This is a genomic window from Pseudomonas sp. LB-090624 (assembly GCF_003205205.1).
GTDB lineage: Bacteria > Pseudomonadota > Gammaproteobacteria > Pseudomonadales > Pseudomonadaceae > Aquipseudomonas.
The window spans coordinates 1-22,958 of record NZ_QJRL01000031.1; the positions used below are offsets into that span (position 1 = coordinate 1).

Genomic DNA, 22,958 nt, shown 5'->3' on the forward strand with positions numbered 1-22,958 from the left:
CCTTGAGCGACGGCACCACCGTCATCACCGTGCCGGCCAACAGCACCGTAGGGACTGCTACCGTCACCGCTCCGGACAACGTCTACGTCGGCAGTAACCCGGCGGTGATCAAGTCGATCGCCTCGGTCAGCGGCGATGACGTCGGCAAGTTCGAGAAACTGACCCTGGATAAAACCCAGGTGACCACCACCGTTACCGACGAGCCAGGTGTGGGCACTCCGGGCACTGGTAACCAGGGTGATGTCACCACCGTCGGCATCAGCGGGACCACTTCGCTGACCGAAGGCGACACCGGCCATTACACGCTGACCTTGAGCAATGCGTCGAAGTCCGAGGTCACCATTACCCTCAGCTACAGCGGCACTGCCAAAAATGGTGAGGACTTTACCGGTGTCGCCACCGTGAAAATTCCAGCCAACAGCAGCAGCACCACGTTCGACATCGCGACCATCGACGACAAGCTGGTCGAGGGGACCGAGAACTTCGTGGTGAAGATCGACGCCGCCACTGGTGGTAACTTCGAGAACCTGCAGGTCGACAGCAGCAAGTCGAGCGTGACCACGACCATTCTGGACAACGACCACCTGCCAGTTTCGCCTGGCGGTGCGGTGTTCGGTGTGGAAGACACTGACTACGTCTTCGCCTGGAGTGATTTCAAGGTCACCGATGCCGATGGCAACACCGGCTTGTCAGTAACCATTTCTTCGCTCCCGGCCGCGGGCACCCTGCAGTTCTTCAACGGGACTGCATGGGTGAACGTGACCGCTGGCCAGGTGATCAGCCAGGCTGATATCACCGCCCAGAACCTGAAGTTCGTACCGGCTCAGAACCAGTCGGGTGCGGACAACTATGGTGGCAACGGCGTGGGTAACCAACAGGCCGATTACGCGCAGTTCAAGTTCAAGCCGAACGACGGCACCAACCTGGGCAGCGAAGTGACCATGAAGGTCGACATCAGCCCGGTTGCCGACAAACCGACATTGAGCTTCGGCAGCGCCGATGTTGCGTCCAAAGGCCTGACCAAGGAAGTCTGGACTACCCTCAAAGGCCTGGGCACCGATGGCAATGGCATTACCGGTGATGCGCTCAAGACGGTCTTTGCCAACTCCGGCAACGCTGCCTCCAGCTCCACCACCACCAACGTGCAGTCTGATGGCAGCGTCACTGCCGGCACCGGCTCGAAAACCTCGGGCCTGATCTACCTGGAAGCCGGCAAGACCTACACCTTTAGCGGCACTGCTGATGACAGCTTCGTGGTCACCATTGGTGGCAAGACTGTGGTCACGGCCACCTGGGGTGGCGGTGGCCAGGTTTCGGGCACCTTCACCCCGAACACCAGCGGCTACTACCCGATCGAGGTCTACCATGCCAACCAGTCCGGTCCGGGCAGCTATGACCTGAACATCCAGGTAGGCTCGGGTGCGGTCACTGACCTGAACAGCTCGAACGTCAAGATGTACCAGAACGTGACCGAGATGGCCAATGCTGGCCTGGGCGTGTCCGACCTGCATACCGTAAATGGTCAGAGCTACTACGACGGCTACAAGCTGAACGAAGGGCCGGAAGGTGGCTCGGTGAAATTGGTCGGTATTACTACCGCCCTGACCGATACCGACGGTTCAGAAACCCTGAGCGTGACCCTCAGCGGTATTCCGAAAGGCACTGTACTCAGCGATGGCGCAGGCCACACGGTCACGGTAGGCAGCACTCCAGTGGATGTGACCGGCTGGAAGCTCGGCAGCCTGACCTTGACTCCGCCGGCCTACTACAAAGGCTCGTTCGACATCACTGTCATCTCGACTGCCACTGAAAGCCTGGGCGGTTCGGCCATGACCACTGGCAACATCCCGGTGACTGTGTACGCCGCGACCTACAAGGCCAGCGTGGGCACCGCGGGCAACGACACCATGACCGGCAGCGAAGGCAACGACATCATTGTCGCCGACGTGGCTGGCCTTAATGTGGTCCAGGGCAAGAACTACAACATCGCCTTCATGGTCGACAGCTCGGGCAGTATGAGCGACAAGTCGATTTCCGACGCGAAGGCGCAGTTGGCGTCGGTGTTCAACTCACTCAAGTCCAGCCTGGGCTCCGACACTTCGGGTACCGTGAACATCTTCCTGGTCGACTTCGATACCCAGGTGAACAAGAACGTAGCGGTGAACCTTGCCGACCCGGATGCCCTGAGCAAGTTGCAGGCGGTATTGAACTCGATGGTGGGCGGCTACTACGGTGGCGGTACCAACTATGAGGACGCGTTCAAGACCACTGCCAACTTCTTCAAGAGCACCATGGCTACCAGCAACACCGGTGCAGAAAACCTGACCTACTTCATCACCGACGGTAAACCCACGTACTACCAGAACGGCGAGTCGACCAACCCGCGTCTGTGGACGGGCGGCAAGTACCTGGACGATGTGGTCAACGTCAACAACTACAAGATTGGTGACTCCTTCAGCACCATGGTCGACAGCACCCACAAGCTGGAAATCAGCAGCAACGGGACGGTCACGCTCTATACCTACCGGAGCAGTGGTCGCCTGGATTCGACCAGCGACTTGGGCACCATCCATGCCCAGGGTGACGGTACCTACGAGCTGTCCAATCTGGCCGGCAACGGCGGGACAAGCTCGAATAACCTTTCCAATGCGGCTGATGGCTCGACGGCGAGTTTCAACCTGCTTTCTGGCGTGACCAAAGTGCAAGCCATCGGCCTGAACAGTGATGTCACGCTGAGCGACCTGTCGCCGTACGACAGCGCTGGCAAGCCACAGACCAACATCGATCCGTCCGACCTGGCCAAGGCGATCCTCGGCCACTCCGAAGCAACGGTACCGGGTGCTGATACCATCGACGGTGGCAACGGCAACGACATCATCTTCGGTGACCTGATCACCCTCAACGGTGTGGTGAGTGAGGGCTATCAGGCCCTGCAAACCTATGTCGCGCAGAAGAGTGGGGTCGAAGTCAGCGCCGTCAGCACCAGCAATGTGCACCAGTACATCAGCGAGCACTACAGCGAATTCGATATCTCTGGCGCCAAAGATGGCAACGACATCCTGTCGGGCGGCAATGGCAACGATATCCTCTTCGGCCAAGGTGGTAACGACACGCTCAACGGTGGCAAAGGTAATGACATCCTGCTGGGCGGTACTGGCAATGACACCCTGATCGGTGGCGAGGGCAACGATATCCTGATCGGTGGCAGCGGTGCCGACACCTTCGTGTGGAAGGCTGGCGACATTGGCAGCGACGTGATCAAAGACTTCAAGGTGGCCGAGGGCGACCGGATCGACCTGAAGGACCTGCTGCAGGGCGAGAAGGGCAGCACCATCGACAACTACCTGAAACTCTCCACGGTGGAAGGCACGACTACGTTGCAGGTCAGCAGCGAAGGCAAGCTCAACGCCGAAGGTGGTATCGCCAACGCCGACGTGACCATCAAGCTGGAAGGGGTGAACTGGTCCAACACCACGATCAACTCGTTGATCAGCGGTGCTGACCCGACCATCATCATTCACAACAAGGACAGCTGATTGCTGATGCGTTAGCGGGCTGCTCTGCAGCCCGGTCGCTGGCAAGCCAGCCCGCATAGGTACAGTGCAAGCCTTCAAGGTTGTGCTACCCCTGTGGGCGCTGGCTTGCCGGCGATTGGCCGCGCAGCGGTCACGGCTCTTTCCTGCCATCTCTCGACAGCGCATACTCTGGCGCCGGGCCTGCGTGCCTGCTGATCTTTGCCTATGCTGCTGCCTACCAACAAGGAATCAACGTGACGAGGGACACCGCCATGTTCTACGTGCAACGCAATGCTGCTGGTGAGTTGCTGCGGGTAGAGGCAGCCGCTTTTGACCAGTTCACCGAAATGCTACCCGCTGATCATGCCGATATTCAGGAGTGGTTTGCCGACGATGTCGTGGAAAACAGCCTCAACCAGCTCAAGCAAAGCGACTTGGACATGATCCGTGTGCTTGAAGACCTGATTGATGTACTGACCGCCAAGGGTGTGTTCAAGATCACCGATCTGCCCGCAGGCGCACAGGCCAAGCTGCTCAACCGTTCCACGGCGCGCAAGGCGCTCAGCAGCCTGAACAACCTGATCGATGAGGAGGAGCAGGGCGGGCTGATCTGAGCAAGGCTCGGTGCTATGGTTATTCTTTAAAGGTATTTAAATTATTCTTCTTATGACTTTATAGTCGCTTCCACTGCGTACCCGTCGACCAATCGATGCGCCGCACGACTTGAACCCACACGGGAAATCCCCGTGCGTTTCTGATCGTTGCGCGCCATTGAAGTCGCGCACTGCGTGGGAGTGAAAAATGTCAGCCGCCTCGAACGCCTTGTCGACCATCGACAGCGCCCAGCCGCAATCCTTCGAAATCCGCCCGTTCGCCGGTGCCGTCGGCGCCGAAATCATCGGCCTGGACCTCGCCACACCGCTCAACGCTGGGGATTTCGCGCGTATCCATCGCGCCCACCTCGATCACCATGTGCTGGTGTTCCGCGACCAGCGCATCAGCCCAGATCAACAAATTGCCTTCAGCCGGCGCTTCGGCGAATTGCAGATCCACGTGCTCAAGCAGTTCCTGCTTGCCGGCCACCCCGAGATCCTGATCGTTTCCAACATCATCGAGAATGGCCAGAACATCGGCCTGGGTGATGCCGGCAAGTTCTGGCATTCAGACCTGTCCTACAAAGCGTTGCCCAGCCTTGGCTCCATGCTGCACGCCCAGGAACTGCCCAGCGAAGGCGGGGACACGCTGTTTGCTGACATGCACAAGGCCTGGGACGCTGTGCCTGACGCCCTGCGCAAAGTGGTCGAGGGCCGCGATGCAGCCCACTCCTACACCGCCCGTTACGCCGAAACCAAGTTCGAAGGTAATTGGCGCCCGATCCTGACTGCCGAGCAACTGGCACAGGTTCAGGAAGTGATTCACCCGGTGGTGCGCACTCATCCGGAAAACGGCCGCAAGGCACTGTTCGTCAGCGAAGGCTTCACTACCCGCATCCTCGGCTTGCCAGATGACGAAAGTCGCGACGTGCTGCAGCAGCTCTACGCCCTCAGCGTGCTGGAGCAGAACATCTACCGCCACCAGTGGCGGCCCCACGACCTGGTGTTCTGGGACAACCGCTCGCTGATTCACCTGGCCACCGGTTGCCCCGCCCACCTGCGGCGCAAGCTGTATCGCACCACTATCCAGGGCGATGCCCCTTTCTGACGTCTGAGGAATACCATCATGCGCAAATCCATCAGCCGCCTGGCGGCAAGCATCGGCCTGGGCGCTAGCCTGGTCGTCGGCAGCCTGGCGGCCCCCGCCGTGGCACAAGCAGAAGGCAAGATTCGCATCGCCGAGCAGTTCGGCATCGTCTACCTGCTGCTTAACGTGGTGCGTGACCAGCACCTGCTCGAGAAACACGGCAAGGAGCAGGGCATCGACATCGAAGTCGACTGGGCCCAATTGTCGGGTGGTTCGGCGATCAACGACGCCCTGCTTTCCGGCTCGGTCGATATCGCCGGTGCTGGGGTCGGCCCGCTGCTGACCGTCTGGGACCGCACCAAGGGCCGGCAGAACGTCAAGGCTGTGGCCTCGCTGGGTAACTTCCCGTATTACCTGGTCAGTAGCAACCCCAATGTGAAGACCATCGCCGACATCTCCGACAAGGACCGCATCGCGCTGCCGGCGGTAGGCGTGTCGGTACAGTCGCGCTTCCTGCAATACGCCGCTGCCCAGCAATGGGGCGACAAGGAATACAACCGCCTCGACAAGTACACCCTGGCCGTACCGCACCCGGACGCCACCGCCGCGTTGCTGGCCGGTGGCACCGAGCTGAACGGTCACTTCTCCAACCCGCCGTTCCAGGACCAGGTGCTGGCCAACAAGGACGTGCACGTGGTGCTCAACAGCTACGACCTGCTCGGGCCCAACTCGCCGACCTTGCTGTTCGCGACTGAAAAATTCCGCAAGGACAACCCGAAAACCTACAAGGCCTTCGTCGACGCCTTGGCTGAAGCCGCAGACTTCGCCCAGAAGGACAAGGCCGCTGCCGCCGACACCTACATCCGCGTGACCAACGCCAAGATCGACCGCGACGCGCTGATCAAGCTGATCGACAACCCGCAGTACGAGTTCACTGTCACGCCAAAGAACACCTACAAGCTCGCCGATTTCCTGTATCGGGTAGGCGCCATCAAGCACAAGCCGGAATCGTGGAAGGACTACTTCTTCCAGGATGAACGCCCGCTGCAGGGGAGCTGACTGATCATGACCGCCCCTTTGCCAGGCCACACGGTCAGCAACCTGAGCCGTGTCGTAATGCCACCTTTGCTGAAGGTGGATAACCTCAGCCTCGAATACCGCACCGCGCAACGCGTGGTGCGTGCCACCCACCAGGTCAGCTTCGAAGTCGATCGTGCCGACCGTTTTGTGCTGCTCGGCCCCTCTGGCTGCGGCAAGTCCACCTTGCTCAAGGCGGTTGCCGGGTTCATCCAGCCACAGGAAGGACAGATTCTGCTGCAAGGCCAGGCGGTACGTGGCCCCGGCCCTGACCGCATCGTGGTGTTCCAGGAGTTCGACCAGCTGCCACCATGGAAAACGGTGAAGCAGAACGTGATGTTCCCGCTGTTGGTTTCGGGTCAGCTCAAGCGCGCCGAAGCAGAAGAACGGGCACTGCATTACCTGGACAAGGTCGGCCTGGCGGCCTTTGCCGATGCCTATCCGCATACCTTGTCGGGGGGCATGAAGGCCCGCGTGGCGATTGCCCGTGCCTTGGCTACGCAGCCGAAGATCCTGCTGATGGACGAGCCATTTGCTGCACTGGATGCGCTGACCCGACGCAAGATGCAGGAAGAGTTGCTGCTGCTGTGGGAGGAGGTGCGCTTCACCCTGCTGTTCGTCACCCACTCCATCGAAGAAGCGCTGGTGGTCGGCAATCGCATCCTGCTGTTGTCGCCGCACCCGGGGCGGGTGCGCGCAGAAGTGCACAGCCACCAATACGACTTGGGCAGTCTGGGCGGCAGTGACTTCCAGGCCAGTGCCCGGCGTATCCATCGTTTGCTGTTCGACGAGGCAGAGGTCCCGGAACAGTCCGACGACCTGGGCTTCAACGACATTCGCATCGCCTACTGAAAGGAGCTTCAGCCATGACCACTACACCTGTACGCCAGGAATACGAGGTGCAGCTGCAGCCCCTGCTCAGTGTGCCGGTGGAGCGCCGATTACCGTTGGCCCAGCGCCTGTGGCAGCAGGGCTGGTTGCGCAAAGCGGTAATCCTGCTGGTAATCGCCGTGCTGTGGGAGGCCGCTGCGCGATACCAGGGTAACGACCTGCTGCTGCCCAGCTTCCTGCAAACAGCTGCAGCCCTGTGGGGCGGCTTGATCAGTGGTGAGCTGCCGGCCAAGGTCGGGGTTTCGTTGGTGATCCTGCTCAAGGGCTATGTATTGGGTATTGTCCTGGCCTTCGGTTTGACCAGCCTGGCGGTTTCCACCCAATTAGGACGGGACTTGCTGGGCACGCTCACTTCGATGTTCAACCCGCTGCCGGCCATCGCTTTGCTGCCGCTGGCCTTGCTTTGGTTCGGGCTGGGTGACAACAGCCTGATCTTCGTGCTGGTGCATTCGGTGCTGTGGGCATTGGCACTAAATACCTACGCAGGTTTTCTCGGCGTGTCCGAGACCCTGCGTATGGCTGGGCGCAACTATGGCCTGAAGGGGCTGCGGCTGGTGCTGCACATCCTGGTACCGGCGGCCTTGCCATCGATTCTGTCGGGTTTGAAGATTGGCTGGGCGTTTGCCTGGCGCACCCTGATCGCCGCCGAATTGGTGTTCGGCGCCAGCAGTGGCAAGGGCGGGCTGGGATGGTACATCTTCCAGAACCGGAACGAGCTGTACACCGACAAGGTGTTCGCCGGTTTGGCGGTAGTAATCCTGATCGGTTTGCTGGTGGAAGGGCTGGTGTTCAATACCTTGGAGCGGCTGACGGTGCGGCGCTGGGGCATGCAGCGCTGACCTGTACTGGCCCTATCGCCGGCAAGCCAACTCCCACAGGAGATTCACAAGCCTTGGGGGCGGTGGCATACCTGTGGGTGCTGGCTTGCCGGCGATAGGGTCACTACAGGTTCAATCAAGGTACTGCGCCGCCGCATTGCTCAGGATCCTGCCAATTTCTTCCCGCAACCCCGTAGGCTGTTCCACCACCACGCCATCGCCATGGCTCAACAGCCACCAACGCAGCGGCCAGCCATCGCTCACCGTGCCCCGCAACCGATGCCCATGCTCCAGCGCCGTCAGCTGCATGTCGCTGCTCAAAGGCGCTTCCCGCAACTGCCGCGCCAGCGCATCACTGATCCGCGCCACCAGCTCCACGCCCTCGCCCTGGACCGGTTGCAGCGCATCACCGCGCAGGTGCGTGAGCAGGTCGAAGTTACCGCGCAACTCGCCTACGGCACTTGCCGACCAGTGCCAGCCGAACGGAATGCTCTTGTCATTGCGCTCCAGGGGAAAGATCAGCGACAGCTCATTGAGGTCTCGCTCGACAGTGCGTTTGCTGACCGTAAAGCCCACATCGCGCAGGCGCCACACCAATTCGGCGCTGGTAATGCCAGGAGAGCGGCTGGGTAGCTGGCGCAGCAGCGCCCACTGACGGCTGAGGGTGGCGCGAGTGGTGGCGAACGGCAAAAGATAACGTCCTTGTCTAGGCTTTGCTGCAACAGGATGGCCGCAGGCGTGAAGTATGGCAATTGGCCACAGCCTGCTCAGATCAAGGAACTCGCATTTGGTTGCCTTGTGCCGAATCGTTCGCGACAGGTTTTGACGTGACGTCACGCAAAATCACGCCTCATCACAGCCGAAGGTTGGGGTTGTGCGTCGTTCAATGAGGATGAACATGTCTGCTGTCAGCAATATCCATTCGCTGCTTGCCCGCCTTTTGCCTGAACGGGTCATCGCCCCACCTGCGCCTGTCGGTAGGCGGCATCGAATGTTTGCCGGTGTGGGCCTGCCTAGCCAGCGTTCATTGCTGGTCAATCGCCTGGACGAGGCCAGCGATCTGCAGACGGTGTATGCCGACCTGCGCCACCAGGCCTTGCAAGGCAGCGTGGCGGCCCTGAATGACCTCGGCTGGATCTGGCTCAACGGCAAATACTGGCGTGCCGATACCGTACTGGCGGGGCACCTGCTGCGCATGGCCGCGTTGCAGGGCAATGCCGCCGCCTGGTTCAACCTCGGGCAGCAGCACTATTTTGGCAAAGGCATCGATCCATCCTACGTTCAGGCGGCCGATTGCTATCGGCAAGCCTTTGAGCGCGGCATGTTGCACGCGGCGGCGGCATTGGGCGACCTGTATGAGGAGGAAGTGTGCGACGGCGCTCTGGACTGGCAGGTCGACCTCGTGCAGGCCTACCAGTGGTTCATGCGCGGTGCAGAACGGGGCGAGGCGCGCTGCCGTTTTGAGGTGGGTTACCGGTTGATGCACGGGCTGCATGTGGCGGCTGACGTCAAGGCCGCGCTGTACTGGCTGGAACTGGCGGCAGCGGCCGGGGTGGTGCAGGCAGCCGAGGAGTTGGCTGTGCATTTCAGCAGCCGTGACGGAGTGCGATACCAGGAGTGGCGCGACCGCGCAGTGCACATGGGCAGTACGCTAGCTCTGACCATGAAGCTGGAAGATCAGATACAGCCCTGATTCTGTCGCCTGTACTGGCACTGCCGCCGGCACAGGCAGCCAAATACCCCCAGCATGAACAACAATTCATCCATACCCCTGGTCAGCCCCTGTTGACGACAGGGGGAGGCACAGGCGTATATTGATAGTTAGCAAACTATGAATATCCTTGGTTCCTTCAATGTCCCTTGATCTCCTGCGCCTGCAAGTCAGCAGCGGCATGGTGGTTGCCGCTCGCCATTGGCGGCGCATTTGCCATGCTGCGCTGACCGGTTACGGCATTTCCGAGGCTTGCGCCGCGCCACTGCTGATGATCGTGCGTCTGGGTGACGGCGTGCACCAGGTGGCTGTGGCCCAGGCCGCCGGGCTGGAAAGCCCATCGCTGGTGCGCCTGCTCGATCAACTGTGCAAAGCCGGCCTGGTCTGCCGCAGCGAGGACCCACTCGACCGCCGCGCCAAGGCCCTGAGCCTGACCGGCGAAGGCCGCGCCTTGGCCGAAGCCATTGAAGCCGAGCTGGTGCGCCTGCGCCGCGATGTGCTGCACGGCATCGACCAGGCTGACCTGGAAGCCGCCTTGCGGGTGCTGCGCGCCTTTGAGGCGGCCGGCCTGGGCAGTACGGGCGGCGTGGCATGAACGGCTTCTTCAGCTCCGTCCCCCCGGCGCGCGACTGGTTCTACGGCCTGCGCACCTTTGCCGCATCCATGATTGCCCTGTACATCGCCCTGCTCATGCAGCTGCCGCGCCCCTACTGGGCGATGGCCACGGTGTATATCGTCTCCAGCCCGTTCGTAGGCCCGACCAGTTCCAAGGCCGTTTACCGCGCCGTGGGAACCTTGCTCGGGGCCGGCGGGGCGATTTTCCTGGTGCCGCCGCTGGTGCAGTCACCGTTGCTGCTGAGCATTGCCATCGCCCTGTGGACCGGCACCTTGCTGTTCCTCTCACTGAACCTGCGCACGGCAAACAACTACGTCCTGATGCTGGCGGGCTACACCCTGCCAATGATTGCGCTGGCGGTTGTGGATAACCCGCTGGCTGTGTTCGACGTAGCGTCTTCCCGTGCCCAGGAAATCTGCCTGGGGATCGTCTGTGCGGCGGTGGTCGGAGCCATCTTCTGGCCGCGCCGGCTGGCGCCCGTGGTGGTTGGCGCCACCGGCAACTGGTTCGCCGAAGCGATTCGCTACAGCGACACCTACCTGGCCCGCGATGTCAGCGCCGACAAGGTCGGCGGCATGCGCGGGGCGATGGTCGCCACCTTCAACTCGCTGGAACTGATGATCGGCCAGCTCGGTCATGAAGGTGCTGGCCCGCATACCTTGAAGAATGCCCGCGAACTGCGTGGACGGATGATTCACCTGCTGCCGGTGATCGATGCGCTCGATGACGCGTTGGTCGCCCTTGAAGGCCGCGCCGCGGCCCAGTTCGCCCAGCTGCAGCCTGTGCTTGCAGCCGCCCGCGAATGGCTCAAAGGCACGGCCGACAGTGCGTCGGTGGCGCGCTGGACCGCATTGCACGAGCAAATCGACCGCCTGCAGCCCGCTGCCGCCATGCTCGACCAGCGCGCCGAACTGCTGCTGTCCAACGCCCTTTATCGCCTGACTGAATGGGCCGACCTGTGGCAGGACTGCTGCGCGCTGCAACATGCCTTGCGCACTGACGACGCCACGCCATGGCGTGCGGTCTACCGCCACTGGCGCCTGGGCCGCCTGACGGCATTCTTCGACCGCGGCTTGATGCTCTATTCGGTGGCCTCCACGGTTCTGGCAATCGTGGTCGCCTGCGGCTTGTGGATCGGTCTGGGCTGGAACGATGGCGCCAGTGCGGTGATTCTCGCTGCCGTATCTTGCAGCTTCTTTGCCGCCATGGATGACCCGGCGCCGCAAATCTACCGGTTCTTCTTCTGGACCTTGATGTCGGTGATTTTCTCCAGCCTGTACCTGTTCCTGGTACTGCCCAACCTGCACGACTTCCCGATGCTGGTGCTGGCCTTCGCTGTACCGTTCATTTGTGTCGGTACCCTGACCGTGCAGCCGCGTTTTTACCTGGGCACCCTGCTGACCATCGTCAACACCTCGACCTTCATCAGCATCCAGGGCGCCTACGACGCCGACTTCTTCACTTTCCTCAACTCCAACCTGGCCGGCCCGGTTGGCCTGCTGTTCGCCTTTATCTGGACGTTGGTGATGCGCCCGTTCGGCGTAGAGCTGGCGGCCAAGCGCATGACCCGCTTCGCCTGGCGCGACATCGTTGAAATGACCGAGCCAGCGACCCTGGCCGAGCACCGTCAGGTCGGTGTGCAAATGCTCGACCGCCTGATGCAGCACCTGCCGCGTCTGTCGCAAACCGGCCAGGACAGCGGTGTGGCCCTGCGCGATCTGCGCGTCGGGCTGAACCTGCTCGACCTGATTGCCTACCTGCCGCGCGCTGGCCAGCAGGCCCGTGAACGGCTGAACACGGTAATCGAGGAAGTCGGCGCGCACTACGCTGCTTGCCTGCGTGCCGGCGAACGCCTGCATGCCCCGGCCGCACTGCTGCGCAACATGGAGCGGGCGCGGCTGGCGCTGAACCTTGACGAGTTGTACGAGCGTGGCGATGCCCGCACTCATTTGCTGCACGCTCTGAGCGGCCTGCGCCTGGCGCTGCTGCCCGGGGTGGAGGTGATGCTCGAGCCCGCCGAACAACCACAACTGCCACCCGGCCTCGACGGAGCGCCCCTGTGATTGGTGAACTGGATATCAGCGGGGTGTTCCTGCCCACGCTGCTGGTAATGATGTTTGGCACCTACCTGCTGTTCCTGGGGGTGCACGCGGTGCTGTTGCGCGTGCATTTCTACCGCCTGGTCTGGCACCGGGCGTTGTTTAACGTTGCCCTGTATGCCGTGCTGCTTGGCGCGGTGGACCACTTTTGTCGAAACCTGATGCTGCCATGAAAAAACCTTTGCTGACCCTGGGCCGTGTGGTCCTGACCTTGCTGGTAGTGACCTTCGCCGCCGTGCTCGTATGGCAGATGGTGGTCTACTACATGTTTGCCCCCTGGACCCGCGACGGCCACATTCGTGCCGACGTGATCCAGATCGCACCCGATGTGTCGGGGTTGATCCAGAGGGTCGAGGTGCGCGACAACCAGACCGTCAAGCGCGGCGATGTGTTGTTCACCATCGACCAAGACCGCTTCACCCTGGCGCTGCGCCAGGCCAAGGCCACGTTGGGCGAGCGCCAGGAAACCCTCGCCCAGGCCTCCCGCGAAGCGCAGCGTAACCGCAAGCTGGGTAACCTGGTGGCCGCCGAGCAGTTGGAAGAAAGCCAGTCCCGCGAGGCCCGCGCCCGCTCCGCCGTCAGCGAGGCGCAGGTGGCGGTCGATACCGCACAGCTCAACCTCGATCGCTCGGTGGTCCGCAGCCCGGTGGACGGCTACCTCAACGACCGCGCGCCTCGTAACCACGAGTTCGTCACTGCCGGCCGCCCGGTGCTCTCGGTGGTCGACAGCGCCTCGTACCATGTCGATGGCTACTTCGAAGAAACCAAGCTGGGCGGGATCCACATCGGCGACGCCGTGGACATCCGCGTGATGGGCGACAACACCCGCTTGCGCGGCCATGTGCAAAGCTTCGCCGCCGGCATCGAAGACCGCGACCGCAGCAGCGGCGCCAACCTGCTGCCCAACGTCAACCCCGCGTTCAGTTGGGTACGCCTGGCCCAGCGCATTCCGGTGCGCATTGCCTTTGACGAAGTGCCGCAAGACTTCCGCATGATCGCCGGGCGGACTGCCACGGTGTCGATCATCGAGGGCCCGCGTCCATGAAACAGTTGATCCTGGCTGGCCTCTGCCTGTCACTGGGGGCTTGCATGATGGTCGGCCCCGACTACGAGGTGCCGAAGGACGCGGCGGTGCAACGCAGCGACCTCAACGGCCCACTGCGCCAGGATGCCGACAGCGTGGTCTCGGCGCCGGTGCCCGAGGACTGGTGGCAGCTGTATCAGGATCCACGTCTGAACGAGCTTGTACGCCAGGCCCTGAGCGCGAACACCGAACTGCGCGTGGCTGCCGCCAACATCGCCAAAGCCCGCGCTCAGGTGGACGTGGCCGAATCGCAAGGCGGCTTCAACGGCGGGGTCAAAATCGGTGCCCAGCGTTTGCAAGAGGCTGGCCAGGCATTCTTGCTGACCGAGAAGGTGCCGGTGGCCAACATTGGTGAAGCCATCGTCAGCGCTTCTTATCAGTTTGACCTGTGGGGTACCTTCAAGCGCGGCACCGAGGCGGCCAAAGCCAATGCCGACGCTGTCCAGGCTGCGGCCGACACCGCCCGTATCACCTTGGTCGCGGATGTGGTCAAGGCCTACACCCAGGTGTGCTCGGCCAACGAGGAGTACCACATTGCCCGCGAGTCACTCGATTTGCAGGAGCAGAGCGTGAAGCTCAACCAGCGTTTGCGTGATGCCGGGCGCGGTGATGAAACCCAAGTCACGCGTTCGCAGACCCAGTTCAAGTCGTTGCGCGCCGAACTGCCACGCTTCAAGGCTGAGCGTGAGACCGGCATGTACACCCTGGCCGCGCTGCTCGCCAGGCCCGTGGACCAGCTACCTGCCGGTACCGCTGATTGTGCCGAGCTGCCGCACCTGAACCAGCTGGTTCCGGTGGGCGACGGCGCGGCCTTGCTCAAGCGCCGCCCTGACGTCCGCCAGGCCGAGCGCCAGCTGGCTGCAGCCACTGCCTACATAGGTGTAGCGACCGGCGCGCTGTACCCGGACATCAGCATCGGGGCCCAGGTGGGGACCATTGGTATTCTCGAGGACCTTGGCGACCCTTCGACGAATCGTTGGGGCTTTGGCCCGCAGATCAGTTGGAGCATTCCCACCAACGGCACCCGCGCCCGCATTCGCATGGCCGAAGCCTCGACCCAGGCAGCCTTGGCCAGCTTCGACGGGGTGGTGCTGAACGCCATCCGTGAGACCCAAACCCGCCTGGCGCAGTACAGCGCCCTGCTGGACCGGCGCGATGCCCTTGCCGAAGCGGAGAAGTCGGCGAAAGAAGCGGCGGACCAGACGCACCGGTATTACCAGGCAGGGCGTGAGTCGTTCCTGGCGGATTTGCAGGCGACGCGAACGTATACCGATGTGCGTGCGCAGCTGGCGGCGGCCAATAGCCAAGTGGCGCTGGGGCAAATTGGGGTGTTCCTGGCGTTGGGTGGGGGGTGGAAGGACACCGTCAAGCCTTGAGGTCAGAGTGTCGAGGCGCTGAAAGAGCCAAGGCAGGTCAATAACCTTCAGGAATCTGGGGCCGCTTTGCGGCCCATCGCCGCCAAGTCAGCTCCGATAGTTTCCGGGCCACCCTAAGGTTGAATGCCATCCCGCTTCATCTGATTTGTAGCAAGATTTTTCATGAAATCCGCCCAGCACCCTTGAGGGAAGCAAAGTGGAAGTGAACAATGTTCTCTTTCGCATTCCCTTCGAGACTGGCCATGAAAACCCGTTCCCGTCTGCTCGCCTGGCTGCCGGCTTTGTTGCTTGGCCCGGTGCTGGCGCTGTGCAGCACTTTGGCGCTGGCCGAAGCCCCCGCTGAGGCTACCAAAGCGCTGCATTTGCTCGACTACATTGGCGCTGACTACCCGCCGACGGTGCAAGACGGCAAGGTGATCGACGATGGTGAATACCGCGAGCAGCAGGAGTTCAGCACGGTATTGGCCGACTTGGTCAGAGGCCTGCCAGCAAATGCCGAGCAAGCGGCTCTCATGCAGGGCGTCCAGGCGCTGCGCCAGGCCATCGACCAGCGTCAGGACGGCCCGGCGGTGGCCAAGCAGGCCCGCCAGCTGGGTGCACGCCTGGCCGTGGCCTACGAGGTCAGCCAAGCTCCGGTGATCACCCCGGACGCAGCCCGTGGCGCTTCGCTATACGCACAAAACTGCTCGATCTGCCACGGTGACACTGGCGCGGGCGATGGCCCGGCAGGCATCGGCCTGGAACCAGCACCCGCCAACCTGCGCGATGTTGCGCGCCTTGATCAGTTGAGCCTGTTCGACCTGTACAACACGCTTGCCCTGGGCATCGACGGCACCGAGATGCCGTCCTTTGCCGACCAGCTGGACGACCGCCAGCGTTGGGACGTGGCTGCCTACATCGCCAGTTTCACCGCCAAGCCGGAAGCCGGAAAAAGTGACAAGACCTGGAACATCGCCGATCTGGCTCGCCAGACCCCGGCCGAAGTCGCCGCCAGCGAAGGTAATGCGGTTGTAGCATCGTTCCGCGCCCAGCGTGCCCAGCCGCCACAGGTCAAACGCGGCCCGGCGCAATTGCTCGAATACACTGCCAGCACCCTGGACAAAAGCCTGGCGGCTTACCGCGCAGGCGACCACGACCAAGCCTACGACTTGTCGGTGGCGGCCTATCTGGAAGGCTTTGAGCTGGTAGAAAGCTCGCTGGACAACATCGACACCCAAGCGCGCAAGGACACCGAAAAAACGCTGATGGCTTATCGTCAGTCTCTGCAGGATGGCTTACCTCTGTCTCAGGCCGAGCAGCGTCTGGCCGAAGCCAAGGCCAAGCTTGAGCAGGCAGCCAAATTGTTGGGCAGCGATGGGCTGAGTTGGTCGCTGAGTTTTGTCTCCGGCCTGCTGATCCTGCTGCGCGAAGGGCTTGAAGCCATTCTGGTGCTGGCGGCGATCCTGGCCTTCCTGCGTAACACCGGTCAGCAGTCGGCGGTGCGCAGCGTCAATATCGGCTGGTGTCTGGCGCTGGTGGCCGGCTTCGCCACCTGGGCCTTGGCGGCGTACGTGATCGATGTAGGTGGTGCCCAGCGCGAGCTGCTGGAAGGCTGCACGGCGCTGTTCGCCGCGGTGATGGTGCTGTGGCTTGGCGTGTGGATGCATGACCGCCGCCATGCCGCTGCCTGGCAGGACTACATCAAAAGCAGCCTGGTCAGCGGCGGCGGGCGCTTCGGCTTTGCCGTGCTGGCGTTCTTTTCGGTGTACCGCGAACTGTTCGAAGTGATTCTGTTCTACGAAACCCTGTGGCTGCAGGCCGGCCCTGCCGGGCACCAGGCGGTGCTGGCGGGTGGCGCCACGGCATTGGTCCTGCTGGTAGGTTTGGCGTGGGTCATCCTGCGTGGGTCGGCCAAGCTGCCGCTATCGCTGTTCTTCAGCATCAACGCCGGGCTGCTGTGCGTGCTGTCGGTGGTGTTCGCCGGGCATGGCGTGAAGGCGCTGCAGGAGGCTGGAGTGCTGGGCACGCGGCCGGTTGGGTTCTTCGAATTCGACTGGCTGGGGATTCACCCCGATGCCTACTCGCTGTCGGCGCAGGCGCTGGCCTTGCTGGCCATTGTGTTGCTGTTCGGGCGCTCGCGCCTGGCGGAGAAGCGCAGGGCGGCGGCCAACTGACTGGAACCTGCACGGTCACTGTCGGAGCGGGTGAACCCGCTTCCACAGTGACCATGCAAGGTCTCAGATTGCGCAAGCCTGATGCTCAGGCCGGCTGTGGCACCTTGAGAATGTTCTGCAGCAACTGAACACTTTCGACAGCGTCGTGACCCAGGCTGGTCAGGTAACCGCCATCCGGTTGATCGGTCAGCCCTTTCTCATGCAGGCGCTGCGCAGCCGCGATCAGGGCGGGGGATGCGGTGCTGGTTATCTTTATGCCTTCCTGGCTGCTGTCGTGTTTGAACAGCGCGAGTACTTCCATTTCGTCGATCAAATCGGGGGTAAAAGGCATGGCAACTCCTGACTTCCAGACAAGGATTACGGCACTTTCTATGGTGCCTGACCTTCGAGTGTAGCCGGGTTATTCGTCGTCGCCTTGATCCATCTCAGGCGGCAGCTCCGGCAGCGCTCGCAGAGCGTTCTCATACCACTCGCCGTTGAACGCACGGTCCTCTACCAGCATGTTGTCGATCTCGAAGGCCAGCACGTGGGCCATCAGGTTGAGAATGTCTTCACGCTCATAGCCGACCAGGGTCAGCTTGTTGAAAGTGGCCTTGGCTGCAGCCGGCTCGCCGCTTTCGATCTGGTTTTCGATGGCCTGGGTCAGCGTTGCCTCGGCAAAGGCTTCGTCGTCATTGTCGATGTCGGTGGGCTCACTCATCGCGGTACTCCTGGGATGTGATGCAACAGTGTGCCATGCCTGTGGCGGCAATGCCCGGGCATTGACGGGGTGCATGACGCTGGTCAGGGGCCGCCGATCGGTCTATAAAAGCCCAGCCAACCCCTTACGGCCCGGAGGCTGTTACCTCATGCTCAAGCTTCATGGATTCTCGGTCAGCAACTACTACAACATGGTCAAGTTGGCCCTGCTCGAAAAAGGCCTGCCTTTCGAGGAGGTCACTTTCTATGGCGGCCAGGCACCACAGGCGCTGGAAGTGAGCCCGCGGGGCAAGGTGCCGGTGCTGCAGACCGAGCAAGGCTTTCTCAGCGAAACCAGTGTGATCCTCGACTACATCGAACAGACTCAAAGCGGCAAGGCACTGCTGCCGGCCGACCCGTTCGAGCAGGCCAAGGTGCGCGAGCTACTCAAAGAAATCGAGTTGTACATCGAGCTGCCGGCGCGTACTTGCTACGCCGAGTCGTTCTTTGGCATATCGGTCGAACCGCTGATCAAAGAGAAAGCGCGTGCTGACCTGCTGGCCGGGTTTGCCACGCTCAAGCGCAATGGGCGCTTCGCGCCTTATGTAGCGGGTGAACAACTGACGCTGGCAGACCTGATGTTCTGCTTCTCGGTCGACCTGGCTAATGCCGTGGGCAAGAAAGTGCTGAACATCGACTTTTTGGCGGACTTCCCGCAGGCCAAGGCGCTGCTGCAGCTGATGGCCGAAAACCCGCACATGGCGCGGATCTTGGCGGACAAGGAAGCGTCGATGCCGGCCTTCATGGAGATGGTTCGAAGCGGTAAACGCTAAGATTTGTGTCGGGCCATTCGCGGGTAAACCCGCTCCTACAGGTACAGCACAATCATTGTAGGAGCGGGTTTACCCGCGAACGGGGGCGAAGCCCTCGCCCTGAGGGTTCAGCGAGTCGCCAGCAAGGCCTTGCCACGAACAACGGCCGCACGCACCTGCGCCGGTGCCGTACCACCAATGTGGTCACGCGCATTCACCGAGCCTTCGAGGGTCAGCACGGCGAAGACATCCTGTTCGATCTGGTCGCTGAACTGGCGCAGTTCGTCCAGGCTCATCTCGGCCAGGTCCTTGCCTGTGTCCACACCATACTTCACCGCATGGCCTACGATTTCGTGGCAGTCACGGAACGGCAGGCCACGGCGTACCAGGTAGTCGGCCAGGTCGGTCGCGGTGGAGAAACCACGCAGGGCCGCTTCACGCATGATCGCGTGCTTGGGCTTGATCGCCGGGATCATGTCGGCAAAGGCACGCAGCGAGTCGCGCAGGGTGTCGGCGGCGTCGAACAGGGGTTCCTTGTCTTCCTGGTTGTCCTTGTTGTAGGCCAGCGGCTGGCCTTTCATCAGGGTCAGCAAGCCGGTCAGTGCGCCGAACACACGGCCGGTCTTGCCTCGTACCAACTCTGGCACGTCCGGGTTCTTTTTCTGCGGCATGATCGAGCTGCCGGTGCAGAAGCGGTCGGGCAGGTCGATGAACTGGAACTGGGCGCTGGTCCACAGCACCAGCTCTTCGGAGAAGCGCGACAGGTGCATCATCGCCACGCTGGCCGCGGCGCAGAATTCGATGGCGAAGTCACGGTCCGAGACGCCGTCCAGCGAGTTGCCACCCACAGCCTCGAAGCCCAGCAGCTTGCAGGTGAGCTCGCGGTCGATCGGGTAGGTGGTACCGGCGAGCGCGGCGCTGCCCAGTGGCATGCGGTTGGTGCGCTTGCGGCAGTCGACCAGGCGCTCGTAGTCCCGGCTGAGCATTTCAAACCAGGCCAGCAAGTGGTGGCCAAAGGTGACCGGTTGCGCCGTCTGCAGGTGCGTGAAGCCGGGCATGATGGTTTCGGCCTCGCGCTCGGCCTGCTCGAGCAGACCCTGCTGCAGGCGGGTGATTTCGGCCAGGATCAGGTCGATCTCGTCGCGCAGCCAAAGTCGGATATCGGTGGCTACCTGGTCGTTGCGGCTGCGGCCGGTATGCAGCTTCTTGCCGGTGATGCCGATACGGTCGGTCAGGCGTGCTTCGATGTTCATGTGCACGTCTTCGAGGTCGACGCGCCAGTCGAAGTTGCCGGCCTCGATTTCGCCCTGAATGGTCTTCAGGCCATCGATGATAGTGTCGCGCTCGGCATCGCTGAGCACGCCGACCTGCGCCAGCATGGTGGCATGGGCGATCGAACCCATGATGTCGTGGCGGTACAGGCGCTTGTCGAAATCGACCGAGGCGGTGAAACGGGCGACGAAGGCGTCGACGGGCTCACTGAAGCGGCCGCCCCAGGACTGATTGGTCTTGTCGGTGCTCATGGATTCACTCATTGCAGGCGTGAACGAAAAAGTGGCGCCGATGATAGCAGGGTTGGGCTGGCTGCCGCAGGGCACCGGTCGAGAGAAATGCCCGGAAAATGGCTGATAAGGATTTCAAGGAATGAACGGCAGTGTTCCACGGACCGTCTACAGTTGGACAGAGGACTGGCAGTGAATCTGCCAGCCGAGTGAATCTTTGGCCATCGCACCGGTCTAGAGCGTGACCGCAGTGTCGCTCGAACCACATCTGTCTACGCTATACCTGTGCGAGACTCATTCAGGAATCCAGCGCAATTATGAATGTCCTGATCGTTGATGACGAACCCCAAGGCCGTGAACGCCTCAGCCGCCTGCTTGGCGAACTGGAGGGTTACACCGTACTGGAGCCTAGCGCCACCAACGGCGAAGAGGCCCTGGCGCTGATCGAAAGCCTTAAACCCGATGTGGTCCTGCTGGACATCGGCATGCCAGGCCTGGACGGCCTGCAGGTGGCTGCTCGCCTGTGCGAGCGCGAGGCGCCGCCGGCAGTGGTGTTTTGCACCGGGGATGATGAATACGGTGCCGAGGCATTCAAGGACAGTACCCTCAGCCATGTGACCAAGCCTATTCAGGCCCAGGCGCTGCGCGATGCGTTGCGCAAGGCCGAAAGACCCAACCGCGCCCAGTTGGCAGCGCTGACCCGGCCGGCTAACGAAGGTGGCGGCCCACGTAGCCACATCAGTGCACGCACGCGCAAAGGCATCGAGTTGATCCCTTTGCCCCAGGTGATCTACTTCATCGCCGACCACAAGTACGTGACGTTGCGCCATGAAACCGGGGAAGTGCTGCTCGACGAACCGCTCAAGGCACTGGAGGACGAATTTGGCGAACGCTTCGTGCGTATCCACCGCAATGCGCTGGTCGCCCGCGAGCGTATCGAACGCCTGCAGCGTACCCCGCTGGGGCACTTTCAGCTTTATTTGAAGGGCCTGGACGGCGATGCCCTGACCGTCAGCCGCCGGCATGTGGCCGGTGTGCGCAAGATGATGCAGACCCTCTGAGGGCGTCTGCGCAACCCTGCGGCCGGGCGCTGCCCTTGTGGGGGTGGCCTTGTGTCGCGGGAGGGCCGTAAGGCCGCTCCCGACCACAGCCGCGCAGGACCTGTTGATCCGTATCTGCAAGCGATACCGGCGATGCTGTTATCATCGGCGGCATTTCTCTGGATCGGGGCGTTTCATGTCCACTCGCGAAATCCGCATTGCCACCCGTAAAAGTGCCTTGGCCCTGTGGCAGGCCGAATACGTCAAAGCCCGCCTCGAGCAGGCCCACCCCGGTCTGTTGGTGACCTTGGTACCTATGGTCAGCCGCGGTGACAAGCTGCTCGATGCGCCGCTGGCAAAAATCGGCGGCAAGGGCCTATTCGTCAAGGAGCTGGAAACCGCCCTGCTGGACAACGAAGCCGACATCGCCGTGCATTCGATGAAGGACGTGCCGATGGACTTCCCCGAAGGCCTGGGCCTGTACTGTATCTGCGAGCGCGAAGACCCGCGCGATGCCTTCGTTTCCAACACCTTTGCCAGCCTCGAAGCGCTGCCTGCCGGCAGCATCGTCGGTACCTCCAGCCTGCGCCGTCAGGCCCAGCTGCTGGCGCGTCGCCCGGACTTGCAGATCCGCTTCCTGCGCGGCAACGTCAACACCCGTCTGGCCAAGCTCGATGCCGGTGAGTACGACGCCATCATCCTCGCCGCGGCCGGGCTGATCCGCCTTGGCTTCGAAGACCGCATCACCTCCACAATCAGCGTCGATGACAGCCTGCCGGCTGGCGGCCAGGGTGCGGTGGGCATCGAGTGCCGCAGCGCCGACCATGAAATCCATGCCCTGCTGGCGCCGCTGCACCATGCCGATACGGCCGACCGGGTAGTGGCCGAGCGCGCCTTGAACAAACACCTGAATGGCGGTTGCCAGGTACCCATCGCCTGCTACGCGGTGCTTGAAGGCGACCAGCTGTGGTTGCGTGGCCTGGTTGGTCAGCCGAGCGGCGGCAAGCTGCTGGTGGCTGATGCTCGTGCCCCCCGCTCGGCTGCCGAGAGCCTTGGCGTCCAAGTGGCGGAAGACCTGCTGGGGCAGGGCGCCGACGCCATCCTCAAGGAAGTCTACGGCGAGGCCGGCCACCCGTGAGCCAATGGCGCCTGTTGCTGACCCGGCCTGCCGAGGACTGCGCGGCGCTGGCGCAAAACCTGGCAGCAGCGGGGGTGGCCAGCAGTTGCTTGCCGCTGCTGGAGATCGAGCCGGTAGAGCCCGAGGCTCCGCAGCAGTTGTTGCTGCAAGCCCTGAATGGCTTCCAGGCAGTCATCGTGGTCAGCAAACCGGCCGCCCGGCTGTTGCTCGAGCAACTGACCAAGGCCAGCTTGCAGCCGCCACGGCAAAACTGGTTCACGGTAGGCGAGGCCACTGCCGCAGTGTTGCAGGATGCTGCCCTTGAAGTGAGCTACCCACCACGGGGCGATGACAGCGAGGCCTTGCTGGCGTTGCCGGCACTGCGCCAGGCAGTTGCCGTACCTGCAGCGCGAGTCTTGATCGTACGCGGCGTCGGAGGTCGCGAACTGCTTGCAGAGCGTCTTGCAGAGCAAGGTGCTAGTGTCGAATATCTGGAACTGTATCGTCGCTGCCTCCCGGTTTACTCCCCAGGTACGCTGATGCGCCGCATCGAAGCGGAACGCCTCAATGGCCTGGTGGTCAGCAGTGGGCAGGGTTTCGAACATTTGCAGCAAATGGCCGGCGCCGATTGGCCGCAGCTGGCCCGGCTACCACTGTTCGTGCCTAGCCCGCGGGTCGCCGAGCAGGCCAGGGCCGCCGGGGCCCAACAGGTTGTGGATTGCCGTGGCGCCAGTGCCGCGGCCTTGCTGGCAGCCGTGCAGCGCAGCGCTGCACCTGCCTCTTAAGGCG

At 62.3% G+C, this 22,958-nt stretch carries 21 protein-coding genes; 17 read left to right on the forward strand and 4 right to left on the reverse strand.

Annotation, left to right across the window (positions count from 1 at the left end; genetic code table 11):
- The 6 genes from DMX11_RS21765 to DMX11_RS21790 form a co-directional block, all read left to right on the forward strand.
- Nucleotides 1-3,536 (forward strand): type I secretion C-terminal target domain-containing protein (locus tag DMX11_RS21765; protein ID WP_146230374.1); only part of this gene is annotated, 3,536 nt, incomplete at its 5' end.
- A gap of 251 nt (nt 3,537-3,787) precedes the next feature.
- Nucleotides 3,788-4,129, forward strand: a complete 342-nt coding sequence (locus DMX11_RS21770) for a tryptophan synthase subunit beta (protein WP_110746723.1) — start codon at nt 3,788-3,790, stop codon at nt 4,127-4,129.
- A 187-nt stretch (nt 4,130-4,316) separates the two neighbouring features.
- Nucleotides 4,317-5,216 (forward strand): TauD/TfdA family dioxygenase, encoded by a 900-nt coding sequence (locus tag DMX11_RS21775; protein ID WP_110746726.1) that lies wholly within the window; start codon nt 4,317-4,319, stop codon nt 5,214-5,216.
- Nucleotides 5,217-5,234: 18 nt separating this feature from the next.
- Entirely contained in the window at nt 5,235-6,254 is a 1,020-nt protein-coding gene (locus DMX11_RS21780; protein ID WP_110746728.1) for an ABC transporter substrate-binding protein, read from the forward strand.
- 6 nt (nt 6,255-6,260) lie between these two features.
- Nucleotides 6,261-7,124 (forward strand): ABC transporter ATP-binding protein, encoded by an 864-nt coding sequence (locus tag DMX11_RS21785; protein WP_110746731.1) that lies wholly within the window; start codon nt 6,261-6,263, stop codon nt 7,122-7,124.
- A gap of 14 nt (nt 7,125-7,138) precedes the next feature.
- Nucleotides 7,139-8,002 carry an ABC transporter permease gene (locus DMX11_RS21790; protein ID WP_110746733.1) on the forward strand — a complete coding sequence of 288 codons (864 nt, stop codon included), beginning with the start codon at nt 7,139-7,141 and terminating at the stop codon, nt 8,000-8,002.
- Nucleotides 8,003-8,113: 111 nt separating this feature from the next.
- Here the strand turns inward: DMX11_RS21790 and DMX11_RS21795 are convergent, their stop codons facing one another.
- Nucleotides 8,114-8,671, reverse strand: coding sequence for a WYL domain-containing protein (locus DMX11_RS21795; RefSeq protein WP_110746735.1), 558 nt, complete (start codon nt 8,669-8,671; stop codon nt 8,114-8,116).
- A 208-nt stretch (nt 8,672-8,879) separates the two neighbouring features.
- Between DMX11_RS21795 and DMX11_RS21800 the strand changes: the two genes are divergently transcribed.
- From DMX11_RS21800 to DMX11_RS21830, 7 genes are all read left to right on the forward strand, one after another.
- Complete coding sequence (locus DMX11_RS21800; RefSeq protein ID WP_110746738.1) at nt 8,880-9,674, forward strand: tetratricopeptide repeat protein; 795 nt, start codon at nt 8,880-8,882, stop codon at nt 9,672-9,674.
- 160 nt (nt 9,675-9,834) lie between these two features.
- Complete coding sequence (locus DMX11_RS21805) at nt 9,835-10,287, forward strand: MarR family winged helix-turn-helix transcriptional regulator (RefSeq protein ID WP_110746740.1); 453 nt, start codon at nt 9,835-9,837, stop codon at nt 10,285-10,287.
- The gene (locus tag DMX11_RS21810; RefSeq protein WP_110746742.1) at nt 10,284-12,371 is read left to right on the forward strand and encodes an FUSC family protein; all 2,088 of its coding nucleotides are present in this window, start codon (nt 10,284-10,286) and stop codon (nt 12,369-12,371) included. Before DMX11_RS21805 ends, DMX11_RS21810 begins: the two co-directional genes overlap by 4 nt.
- Nucleotides 12,368-12,580, forward strand: coding sequence for a DUF1656 domain-containing protein (locus DMX11_RS21815; protein ID WP_110746744.1), 213 nt, complete (start codon nt 12,368-12,370; stop codon nt 12,578-12,580). Before DMX11_RS21810 ends, DMX11_RS21815 begins: the two co-directional genes overlap by 4 nt.
- Complete coding sequence (locus DMX11_RS21820) at nt 12,577-13,452, forward strand: HlyD family secretion protein (protein ID WP_110746746.1); 876 nt, start codon at nt 12,577-12,579, stop codon at nt 13,450-13,452. Before DMX11_RS21815 ends, DMX11_RS21820 begins: the two co-directional genes overlap by 4 nt.
- Complete coding sequence (locus DMX11_RS21825) at nt 13,449-14,867, forward strand: efflux transporter outer membrane subunit (RefSeq protein WP_110746748.1); 1,419 nt, start codon at nt 13,449-13,451, stop codon at nt 14,865-14,867. The genes DMX11_RS21820 and DMX11_RS21825 overlap by 4 nt, the downstream gene beginning before the upstream one ends.
- A 209-nt stretch (nt 14,868-15,076) precedes the next feature.
- Nucleotides 15,077-17,020 (forward strand): FTR1 family protein, encoded by a 1,944-nt coding sequence (locus DMX11_RS21830; RefSeq protein ID WP_110746750.1) that lies wholly within the window; start codon nt 15,077-15,079, stop codon nt 17,018-17,020.
- Nucleotides 17,021-17,105: 85 nt separating this feature from the next.
- Here the strand turns inward: DMX11_RS21830 and DMX11_RS21835 are convergent, their stop codons facing one another.
- Together DMX11_RS21835 and DMX11_RS21840 are read right to left on the reverse strand one after the other, a co-directional pair.
- Nucleotides 17,106-17,351, reverse strand: a complete 246-nt coding sequence (locus tag DMX11_RS21835; protein WP_110746753.1) for a TIGR02647 family protein — start codon at nt 17,349-17,351, stop codon at nt 17,106-17,108.
- 69 nt (nt 17,352-17,420) lie between these two features.
- Complete coding sequence (locus DMX11_RS21840; protein WP_110746755.1) at nt 17,421-17,720, reverse strand: hypothetical protein; 300 nt, start codon at nt 17,718-17,720, stop codon at nt 17,421-17,423.
- Nucleotides 17,721-17,868: 148 nt separating this feature from the next.
- Between DMX11_RS21840 and DMX11_RS21845 the strand changes: the two genes are divergently transcribed.
- Nucleotides 17,869-18,531, forward strand: a complete 663-nt coding sequence (locus DMX11_RS21845) for a glutathione S-transferase (protein ID WP_110746757.1) — start codon at nt 17,869-17,871, stop codon at nt 18,529-18,531.
- Between the two features lie 107 nt (nt 18,532-18,638).
- On the opposite strand, the gene argH is transcribed toward DMX11_RS21845, so the two are convergent.
- Nucleotides 18,639-20,033, reverse strand: a complete 1,395-nt coding sequence (gene argH / locus DMX11_RS21850; protein WP_110746759.1) for an argininosuccinate lyase — start codon at nt 20,031-20,033, stop codon at nt 18,639-18,641.
- Between the two features lie 296 nt (nt 20,034-20,329).
- Between argH and DMX11_RS21855 the strand changes: the two genes are divergently transcribed.
- The 3 genes from DMX11_RS21855 to DMX11_RS21865 all read left to right on the forward strand — a co-directional run bounded on the left by DMX11_RS21855 (nt 20,330) and on the right by DMX11_RS21865 (nt 22,954).
- The gene (locus DMX11_RS21855) at nt 20,330-21,073 is read left to right on the forward strand and encodes a LytTR family DNA-binding domain-containing protein (RefSeq protein WP_110746761.1); all 744 of its coding nucleotides are present in this window, start codon (nt 20,330-20,332) and stop codon (nt 21,071-21,073) included.
- Nucleotides 21,074-21,248: 175 nt separating this feature from the next.
- Nucleotides 21,249-22,190, forward strand: coding sequence for a hydroxymethylbilane synthase (gene hemC / locus DMX11_RS21860; protein ID WP_110746763.1), 942 nt, complete (start codon nt 21,249-21,251; stop codon nt 22,188-22,190).
- Nucleotides 22,187-22,954: a uroporphyrinogen-III synthase gene (locus DMX11_RS21865; protein WP_110746766.1), complete on the forward strand. Its 768-nt coding sequence runs from the start codon at nt 22,187-22,189 to the stop codon at nt 22,952-22,954. The genes hemC and DMX11_RS21865 overlap by 4 nt, the downstream gene beginning before the upstream one ends.
- Nucleotides 22,955-22,958: the final 4 nt, after the last annotated feature.

Coding starts and splice junctions, on each gene's coding strand:
- DMX11_RS21770 (WP_110746723.1), top strand. CDS start 3,788: ATGTTCTACGTGCAACGCAATGCTGCTGGTGAGTTGCTGCGGGTAGAG.
- DMX11_RS21775 (WP_110746726.1), top strand. CDS start 4,317: ATGTCAGCCGCCTCGAACGCCTTGTCGACCATCGACAGCGCCCAGCCG.
- DMX11_RS21780 (WP_110746728.1), top strand. CDS start 5,235: ATGCGCAAATCCATCAGCCGCCTGGCGGCAAGCATCGGCCTGGGCGCT.
- DMX11_RS21785 (WP_110746731.1), top strand. CDS start 6,261: ATGACCGCCCCTTTGCCAGGCCACACGGTCAGCAACCTGAGCCGTGTC.
- DMX11_RS21790 (WP_110746733.1), top strand. CDS start 7,139: ATGACCACTACACCTGTACGCCAGGAATACGAGGTGCAGCTGCAGCCC.
- DMX11_RS21800 (WP_110746738.1), top strand. CDS start 8,880: ATGTCTGCTGTCAGCAATATCCATTCGCTGCTTGCCCGCCTTTTGCCT.
- DMX11_RS21805 (WP_110746740.1), top strand. CDS start 9,835: ATGTCCCTTGATCTCCTGCGCCTGCAAGTCAGCAGCGGCATGGTGGTT.
- DMX11_RS21810 (WP_110746742.1), top strand. CDS start 10,284: ATGAACGGCTTCTTCAGCTCCGTCCCCCCGGCGCGCGACTGGTTCTAC.
- DMX11_RS21820 (WP_110746746.1), top strand. CDS start 12,577: ATGAAAAAACCTTTGCTGACCCTGGGCCGTGTGGTCCTGACCTTGCTG.
- DMX11_RS21825 (WP_110746748.1), top strand. CDS start 13,449: ATGAAACAGTTGATCCTGGCTGGCCTCTGCCTGTCACTGGGGGCTTGC.
- DMX11_RS21830 (WP_110746750.1), top strand. CDS start 15,077: ATGTTCTCTTTCGCATTCCCTTCGAGACTGGCCATGAAAACCCGTTCC.
- DMX11_RS21835 (WP_110746753.1), bottom strand. CDS start 17,351: ATGCCTTTTACCCCCGATTTGATCGACGAAATGGAAGTACTCGCGCTG.
- DMX11_RS21840 (WP_110746755.1), bottom strand. CDS start 17,720: ATGAGTGAGCCCACCGACATCGACAATGACGACGAAGCCTTTGCCGAG.
- DMX11_RS21845 (WP_110746757.1), top strand. CDS start 17,869: ATGCTCAAGCTTCATGGATTCTCGGTCAGCAACTACTACAACATGGTC.
- argH (WP_110746759.1), bottom strand. CDS start 20,033: ATGAGCACCGACAAGACCAATCAGTCCTGGGGCGGCCGCTTCAGTGAG.
- DMX11_RS21855 (WP_110746761.1), top strand. CDS start 20,330: ATGAATGTCCTGATCGTTGATGACGAACCCCAAGGCCGTGAACGCCTC.
- hemC (WP_110746763.1), top strand. CDS start 21,249: ATGTCCACTCGCGAAATCCGCATTGCCACCCGTAAAAGTGCCTTGGCC.